This is a genomic window from Janibacter sp. RAF52 (assembly GCF_052114035.1).
In the GTDB taxonomy this organism is placed as follows: Bacteria; Actinomycetota; Actinomycetes; order Actinomycetales; family Dermatophilaceae; genus Janibacter; species Janibacter hoylei.
In genome coordinates this window covers 39,115-46,319 of the sequence record NZ_JBFRDY010000015.1, presented here as the reverse complement: position 1 = coordinate 46,319, position 7,205 = coordinate 39,115, and the positions used below count along the sequence as shown (strand labels likewise).

Annotated in this window: 9 protein-coding genes; 2 read left to right on the top strand and 7 right to left on the bottom strand. The window is 73.5% G+C overall.

Features of this window, described 5'->3' with window-relative positions; all coding sequences use genetic code 11:
* Window positions 1–143, top strand: a 143-nt coding sequence (locus AB4Y78_RS15110; protein WP_441737273.1) for an integrase core domain-containing protein, incomplete at its 5' end; no start/stop codon positions are given.
* Here the strand turns inward: AB4Y78_RS15110 and AB4Y78_RS15105 are convergent.
* From AB4Y78_RS15105 to pyrE, 5 genes are all read right to left on the bottom strand, one after another.
* On the bottom strand, window positions 140–1,834 hold the full coding sequence (locus AB4Y78_RS15105; RefSeq protein ID WP_441715194.1) for an ATP-binding cassette domain-containing protein: 1,695 nt from the start codon (window positions 1,832–1,834) through the stop codon (window positions 140–142). The two genes, AB4Y78_RS15110 and AB4Y78_RS15105, sit on opposite strands and share 4 nt — an antisense overlap.
* 204 nt (window positions 1,835–2,038) lie before the next feature.
* Window positions 2,039–2,845 (bottom strand): DUF1206 domain-containing protein, encoded by an 807-nt coding sequence (locus AB4Y78_RS15100; protein WP_282072320.1) that lies wholly within the window; start codon window positions 2,843–2,845, stop codon window positions 2,039–2,041.
* Between the two features lie 35 nt (window positions 2,846–2,880).
* Complete coding sequence (locus AB4Y78_RS15095) at window positions 2,881–3,672, bottom strand: HAD family hydrolase (RefSeq protein WP_007924874.1); 792 nt, start codon at window positions 3,670–3,672, stop codon at window positions 2,881–2,883.
* A 150-nt stretch (window positions 3,673–3,822) separates the two neighbouring features.
* A complete protein-coding gene (locus AB4Y78_RS15090; protein ID WP_441715189.1) occupies window positions 3,823–4,689 on the bottom strand; it encodes a siderophore-interacting protein in 867 nt (288 codons plus the stop codon).
* A 99-nt stretch (window positions 4,690–4,788) separates the two neighbouring features.
* Window positions 4,789–5,343, bottom strand: a complete 555-nt coding sequence (gene pyrE / locus AB4Y78_RS15085) for an orotate phosphoribosyltransferase (RefSeq protein WP_441715187.1) — start codon at window positions 5,341–5,343, stop codon at window positions 4,789–4,791.
* A 63-nt stretch (window positions 5,344–5,406) separates the two neighbouring features.
* On the opposite strand from pyrE, the gene AB4Y78_RS15080 reads away from it, so the two are divergent.
* Entirely contained in the window at window positions 5,407–5,589 is a 183-nt protein-coding gene (locus AB4Y78_RS15080; protein ID WP_441715185.1) for a hypothetical protein, read from the top strand.
* 60 nt (window positions 5,590–5,649) lie between these two features.
* Here AB4Y78_RS15080 and AB4Y78_RS15075 read toward each other — a convergent pair whose 3' ends face one another.
* Both AB4Y78_RS15075 and AB4Y78_RS15070 read right to left on the bottom strand, forming a co-directional pair.
* A complete protein-coding gene (locus AB4Y78_RS15075) occupies window positions 5,650–6,420 on the bottom strand; it encodes an SDR family NAD(P)-dependent oxidoreductase (RefSeq protein ID WP_441715183.1) in 771 nt (256 codons plus the stop codon).
* Window positions 6,417–7,172 (bottom strand): dienelactone hydrolase family protein, encoded by a 756-nt coding sequence (locus AB4Y78_RS15070; RefSeq protein WP_441715181.1) that lies wholly within the window; start codon window positions 7,170–7,172, stop codon window positions 6,417–6,419. Before AB4Y78_RS15070 ends, AB4Y78_RS15075 begins: the two co-directional genes overlap by 4 nt.
* Window positions 7,173–7,205 lie beyond the last annotated feature (33 nt).

Sequence of the window (7,205 nt, the reverse complement as noted above, 5' to 3'; positions counted from 1 at the left end):
CCTCAGAACAAGAACGCCGCCAACACCTGCAAACCTGGCTGATCCACTACAACTACCATCGCCCCCACAGCGCCATCGGGGACCAGCCACCCGCAACCCGCGCCAAGACCCGCGTCACCAAGGTCATGCCCAGTTACACCTAGGGAAATACGCACTCGGCGAGGCGGCCGGCGGCGACCCCCCAGCGCCGGGTGATCCCGATCCGCTCGAGGAAGGTCTCGTCGTGACTCACGACGAGCAGCGCCCCCGCGTAGGCGGCGAGAGCGTCGACGAGCTGATCGACGCTCTCGACATCGAGGCTGTTGGTCGGCTCGTCGAGGACGACGAGCTGCGGCGCCGGGTCGGCGAGCAGCACCGTGGCCAGCGCCACCCGAAACCGCTCGCCGCCCGACAGTCCGGCGACCTGCCGCTCGGCGAGGGCACCGCGGAAGAGGAAGCGCGCCAACGACGCCCGCACCTGCTGCTGCGGCACCGTCGGTGCGGTGGCCCGGACCGTCTCGAGGATCGTCAGGTCGTCGTCGAGCTGGATCCGCTGCGGCAGGTGGCCCACCTCGTCGATGCGCCGCACGAGCCGTGCGGCCGGCTCCACCACGGTCGGCAGGCCCAGGACCTCACGCAGCAACGTGGTCTTGCCGGCACCGTTGGGCCCGGTGAGCGCGATGCGCTCCGGCCCCCGCACGACGAAGGCGCCGTCCTGCGGTGCGAGCGCCCCCGGGCGCTGGGTCCCACGTTTCGCGTGGGCGCCTCGAAGGGGCAGGCCCTCCCCCTTCGCCTGCAGCTCCAAAACCGTCCGCCCCGCCGGCACCCGCGTCGCGGGCAGCTCGATGCGCACCGAGCGGTCCTCGCGGACCCGCCCCTCGGCGTCGGCGAGCGCGGACTCGGCCCGCTGCAGCCGGTCGTCATGGACGTCGCGGTGCTTGGCAGCCGACTTCTCCGCCTGCATGCCCCAGGTCTTCATGACGATCCTGGGCGCCCGCTTGCTCGCGTAGTCGCGGTCGGCGATCCGCTGCCGGCCGGCGAGCTTGAGCTCGGCGTCGATGCGGTCACGGCGCTGGCGCCGCAGGTCCTGCTCCGCCGCCTGCACGGCATCGACCGCGGCCTGCTGCTCGGCGTCGATCGCCGCGCGGTAGACCGACCACGGCCCGTCGAAGCTGCGCAGCTCGCGCCCGTGGACCTCGACGATGCGGTCGACGTTCTCGAGCAGCTCGGTGTCGTGGCTGACGACGACGAGCGAGCGGTGCGCCGGCCAGGCGTCGACGGCGGCGACCAGGCGCTCGCGGGAGGCGCGATCGAGGTTGTTGGTCGGCTCGTCGAGCAGGGCGACATCGGCGCGCTGCAGCTGCAGCGCGGTGAGGCCGACGGTGACGACCTCACCGCCGGAGAGGGTCCCGAGGCGGCGGTCGAGGAAGCCGCCGTCGGCGGTCAGCCCGAGCGCCGCCAGGGCACCGAGCGCCTCGGCCTCGATGCCCCAGCGCCCCTCTGCCGCATCGAAGTCGGCCTGGTCGAGCGACCCGGCCTCGATCGCTGCGATGGCCGCGAGGACCGGTGCGACGCCGAGGGCCTGCGCCACCGTGAGGCCGGTGTCGAGGGCGAGCTGCTGCGGCAGGGTCGCGACCGAGCCAGCGACGTGGAGGGTCCCGTCGGTCGGCGTGAGCTCGCCGGCCATGAGCCGCAGCAGCGTGGTCTTGCCCGAGCCGTTGCGCCCGACGAGGCCGGTGCGGCCGTGGCCGAAGGACCCGCTGACGCCGTCGAGCGCACGGGTGCCGTCGGGCCAGTCGAGCGTGAGGTGGGTGAGGGTGACGAGGGCGTCCGCCCCCGGGGGGGGTGCTGACATGGGTGATCTCCTGCCGTGGCGGCGAGCGCGCCGACGGGACTCGCGGTGCGTGGGCCGCGGTCGGTCGCGCTGGTCAGTCGCGGGAGATCTGGTGCCGCATCGGGCGGGTCATCACCTTCGGGTCGGGGGGACCGGGCGCTGTCACCGGCCGGTCGGACCCGATCAGGCTAGGGACTCCCCCTTCGCCGGGCAAGTGGTTTTGGGTCAGATGCGCTGGTGACGTGCGCGGGCGAAGCAGTACAGGCCGAAGGCCACGAGCCCCACCGCGACGACGGTCAGCAGCGCGGGACCGAAGGGCTCGTCGCGCAGGGACTTGAGCGCCCCGTCGAGGCCGTCGGCCTGCGAGGACTGGTGCCGCACCGCGGCGATGACGAAGAAGGCCCCGACGAGGGCGAGGACGGCCCCCTTCGCCGGGTAGCCGACGGCGCCGAGGACCGTGGCGATGCGCCCGGGATGCTCCTCGAGGTCCTCGAGGAAGGTGCGGGCGACACCCTTGTACACGTGGTAGCCGCCCACGGCGATGACGGCGACGCCGACCCCGCCGACGAGCCACTGCCCGGCGGGCTGCTGCATGAGCGTCGCGGTGACGTCCTGCGACGACTGCTCCGACGACGAGGAGGAGCCCGACCCGATGGCGAACTGCCCTGCGGTCCAGGCGATCGCGGCGTAGACGACGGCCTTGCCGACCGCCTTGGCCCGATCGGCTGCGCCGTCACCCGCGCCGGGGGTGACGGCCTCGGTGAGCTGCCACAGGACGAGGCCGGCGAGGGTCACGGTGATGACCCACATGAGCAGGGTGCCGGCAGGGTTGCTCGCGAGCGTGGCGAGCGCACCGGACTGATCCGCCTGCCCGCCTCCTCCCCAGCCGACGCGACCCGCGGTGTAGCCAAGGACGATGTGGAGCAGGCCGGAGGCGACGAAGCCGGCGCGCGCCAACGCCTCGAGTGCCGGGTGGTCACCCACCGTGCGTGCGGCGCGGCGGGCGTCGCCGAGATCAGGAGCAGAGGTCACCGGATCATGATGCCCGCCGCCGGACGTGGTGGCGACTACCCGAGCGGACGAAGGGCGTGCGCCAACCCGTCCTCGTCGACGGACCCCGTGGTCTCGTCGGCGGCGGCCACCACCTCGGGCGGCGCGCCGCCCATGGCGACGCCGCGGGCGGCCCACCGCAGCATCTCGAGGTCGTTGCGCTGGTCGCCGGCGGCGAAGGTGCGGTGCGGCTCGACCCCCAGCCGTCGTCGGACGAGCTCGAGGGCCGAGCCCTTGGAGACGCCTTCGGGCGCGAGGTCGAGCCAGGCGGTGTACCCGACGGCATAGCTCACCCCGTGCAGGCCGATGCGCTCGACGAGCTCGAGGAAGTCCTCGCTCGCCGCGTCGGGGTCGTGGAAGGTCACGCGTGTCGTCGGCCCGTCGACGAGCTGCTCGAAGGGGACGACCACCTGCTCGCCCTGGAGGACACCCTCCGGGTAGGGCCGGGCGACCTTGAAGCCGACCCCCACCTGCTCCACCGCGACGAGGATGTGCGGTGCGTGCCGCATGACGAGGGTGAGCGCCTCGCGGGGGTCGAAGGTCACGGTGTCGGCGATCCGGTAGCCCTGCGGCTCAGCGGGATCGAGCTCCAGGGTCACGGCGCCGTTGGAGCAGACGGCCCAGCCGTGGGAGAGGCCGAGCAGCTCGAGCACGGGGGTCGTGGCGACGACGGACCGGCCCGTCGAGATGACGATGTGGTGCCCGGCGTCCGCGACCGCCCGGATCGCGTCGCGCGTGGCCGGGCGCAGCTCGCCGGCGTGGGTGAGGATCGTGCCGTCGACATCCAGGGCGACGAGGTGGGGCTCCATGGGTGGAACGCTACCTGCCGACTTGCGACACGTGGCGGCCGCCGAGGAGACCCGGCGCGCTGCCGAAGTCCCTCGTCGTCGCGTGGTCGCGTGGTCGTTCTCGACTTCGGCTTGATGCTGCGCCGGGCCTCCTCTGCGTCCGCGCCTGGCTCAGCCGCGGGCGGCGCCGAGCTTCCAGTAACCGGAAAAGGTGATCGAGCGCTTGTCCATCCCGACCTCCTGCACGAGGTGACGGCGCAGGGAGGTCGCCAGCCCGGACTCGCCGCACACCCAGGCGTAGTCGAGGTCGCAGGTCGAGGCGGGGTCGGCCACGATCGCGGGGACGACGGCGCTGCCCGGGTCGCCGGCGCCGCGGACGTGCACCGTCACCGCGGCGGGGACGTCGAGTCCGTCGAGCACCTCGGCGGACGGCACCTCGACGTGCGCGTCGATGCCCTCACCGAGACCCGGCAGGCCTCGACGGTCGCGCTCCTCGAGGATCGCGAGCAGGGCCGGCGCGGCCGTCTCGTCCGCGACGATGAGCTGACGTGCCTCGTCGAAGCTCGAGTACAGCGCACCCCCGGAGCGGAAGGCGGCCCGGTCGCCGACCTGCGCGGCCGTGGCCCACGCGGACCCGGGCCCGGAGTCGCCGTGGGTGACGATGTCGACGTCGAGCTCGGCGGTATCGCGGCGCAGCTCGCGCACCGTGTACCAGCGCAGCCCCGGCTGCTCGCTCTCGTCCATCTCGCTGATCGCCGCGCGCACGTTGGTCCGCTCGGGGTCGGGCAGGTGCAGCCGGCCGTCGGCGCCCGGCATGAGCAGGCCGAAGTACTCGTCCGGACCGAGGAGCCGGTACTCGGCGAGCTCGGGGGCCGTCAGGGTGATCCGGCGCATCACGGGGTTGAGGTCGACGACGCGCGCGACGGTGACCTCGAACTGCGACTCCTCCGGGCGCTCGGCGTAGTCGGCCATCGTGCGGCGGGCGTATGCGCGAGCGGCGCCGAGGACGACGCGGTCCTTGAGCTCGGCGATCTTCATGGCTCTCCTGAGGCCGGGTACAACGGGCTTAGGAGAGCCTAACCTGCAGCAGGCCGTTCCCCCACACGGCCGGTCTCGCTTGCCCGGACGGCGGGCGGCTCAGGCCAGGCCGAGCTCCTCCAGCCCGAAGACGTGGCGGTACTCCAGGCCGGTCTCCGCGAACTTCTCCGCGGCACCGGTCGCCCGGTCGGCGATCGTCGCGACGGCGACGACCTCGGCGCCTGCCTCGCGAGCGGCAGTGGCGGCCTCGAGCGGCGAGTTGCCGGTCGTCGAGGTGTCCTCGACGATGAGGACCCGTCGGCCCGCGATGGCCGGGCCCTCGATGCGCTGCTGCAGCCCGTGGGCCTTGCCTGCCTTGCGCACCACGAAGGCGTCCAGCCGCTCCCCCTTCGCCGCGGTGGCGTGGAGCATCGACGTGGCGACCGGGTCGGCGCCGAGGGTCAGGCCGCCGACGGCGTCGAAGTCGAGGTCCGCGACGAGGTCGAGCATGACGCGGCCCACGAGCGGGGAGGCCTCGCCGTCGAGGGTGATGCGGCGCAGGTCGACGTAGTAGTCGGCCTCGGCCCCGGAGGAGAGGGTCACGCGTCCGTGGACGATGGCCTTGTCCTTGACGATCTCGAGCAGGCGGGCGCGGTCGGCGGCGATGTCAGTCACGCCCGCAGTCTATGGACCAGGTCGGTGGCCTGCGTCGTGTGCCGGTGGCAGACCGTGTCAGGCATGGAGGCGCCGCACCTGAAGGAGGACGCGTCATGCGCGCATCACGCCCTTCGCCCGCACGTGACGGAGGGCGAGCACACCCGGCTCATCGCCTGGGCCCACGAGCTGCGGGCGGTCCACGCCCGCCTGCGCGAGGCGTTCGACCTCCCGACCGGCCCCGCCGCCGTCCTCGGCCTGCTCTGAGCCCCCCCTTCGTATTTCCCTAGGGAAATACGGTCACCCGGGCGCAGGGCGAAGGGGAGGTCAGTCCGGCTTGCGGTGCAGCGCCGTGACGCGCGGGTTGCGCACGAGCGCCCGCGGGATGTGCCGCGCCAGGGCGACGACAGCCTTGTACTGCGCGCTGGGGATCGACACGACCCGCCCGCGCTCGGCGTCCGCGAGCGCCTGGCGCACGAGGTCGCTCGCGTCGAGCCAGAAGGGCCCGGACCGCGACCCCTTGTCGATCCCGGCGCGCTCGTGGAACTCGGTGCGCACGTAGCCGGGCAGCAGCGCCATGACCTGCACCCCGGTGCCGGCGAGCTGCCCGGAGAGCGACTCGGTGAAGGTCGTGACGTAGGACTTCGCGGCGGCATAGGTGCCGCTCGCCGTGAGGCCGGCGACGGACGAGACGTTGATGACCTGCCCTCTCCCCCGCCCGACCATCGTCGTGGCGGCGGCGTGGCTGAGGACGAGCACCGCGCGCACCAGCACGTCGAGCAGCTGCTCCTCGGCCTCGACGGGGCTGTCGACGAAGCGCGAGCCCAGCGAGTAGCCGGCGTTGTTGACGAGCAGGTCGACCGGCCGGGCCGTGTCGCGCAGCCACTCGGCGACCCGCTCGAGCTGCGCCCGGTCGGACAGGTCGGCGGGCAGGACCTCCACGTCCACCCGGTGGCGGGCGGCGAGCTCGGCCGCCACGGCCTCCAGACGGACGGCGTCGCGGGCGACGAGGACGAGGTCGACCCCCTTCGCCGCGAGCTGCTCGGCGAACTGCCGCCCGATGCCGGCGGTCGCGCCGGTGACCAGTGCCCTGCTCATGCGCCCAGCACCCGGTCGAAGAGCTCGCGCAGCTCGCGCCAGTGGCGGTCCTCGCCCGCCTGCTGGTGGCTCGAGGTGTCGGTCATCGTGTAGCCGTGCGGGGCGTCCGGGTAGACGGCGGTCGTCGCGGTCAGCCCGTGCTCGGTCAGCGTGCGGTCGAGCAGCTCGACGCTCTCGGGCGGCATGGACTGGTCCTTGTCGGCGTGCCCGTAGACGAAGGCCGCGCGGGCGCTGCCGAGGGAGAGGTGCGGGCTGTCGGGCTGGTCCGAGGCGACCTGCGCGCCGTGGAACCCGCCGCACGCCGCGATGCTCGGGTCGACGCACGCGGCGCGGGTCGCGTGCTTGGCGCCCATGCAGTAACCCGTGGTCCCGATGGGGCCGTCGGCGACACCGGGCAGCCCACGCAGCGCGGCGACGAAGGGAGCGACGTCGGCCTCGGTCCGCTCCTTGGTCAGCTCCGCCACCCGCGGGAAGCTCTGCTGCCCGTAGGCCGCCCGCTGCTCCGGGTCGGTGAGGTCCATGCCCGCCGGAGGCGACATCTCGGCGGCGCTGCCGAGCCGGTAGAAGGTGTTGGGCGCCAGCACGACGTAGCCCCACGAGGCGATGCGGTCGGCCATCTCCTCGATGCGCGGGCGCAGGCCGATCGCGTCCATCCACAGCAGGACGCCGGGGTGCGGCTGATCGTCGTCGGGTCGGGCCACGATCGCCTCGGCGGTCCCGTCGGCGGCCGGGATCTCGATGAAGGGACGCATGCTGCGCACGCTAACGACCCCCCTTCGCCGTGG

Bases quoted from the DNA above. Each gene is read 5' to 3' on its own strand.
- AB4Y78_RS15105 (WP_441715194.1), bottom strand. From the start codon at position 1,834: ATGTCAGCACCCCCCCCGGGGGCGGACGCCCTCGTCACCCTCACCCAC.
- AB4Y78_RS15095 (WP_007924874.1), bottom strand. From the start codon at position 3,672: ATGGAGCCCCACCTCGTCGCCCTGGATGTCGACGGCACGATCCTCACC.
- AB4Y78_RS15090 (WP_441715189.1), bottom strand. From the start codon at position 4,689: ATGAAGATCGCCGAGCTCAAGGACCGCGTCGTCCTCGGCGCCGCTCGC.
- AB4Y78_RS15080 (WP_441715185.1), top strand. From the start codon at position 5,407: ATGGAGGCGCCGCACCTGAAGGAGGACGCGTCATGCGCGCATCACGCC.
- AB4Y78_RS15075 (WP_441715183.1), bottom strand. From the start codon at position 6,420: ATGAGCAGGGCACTGGTCACCGGCGCGACCGCCGGCATCGGGCGGCAG.
- AB4Y78_RS15070 (WP_441715181.1), bottom strand. From the start codon at position 7,172: ATGCGTCCCTTCATCGAGATCCCGGCCGCCGACGGGACCGCCGAGGCG.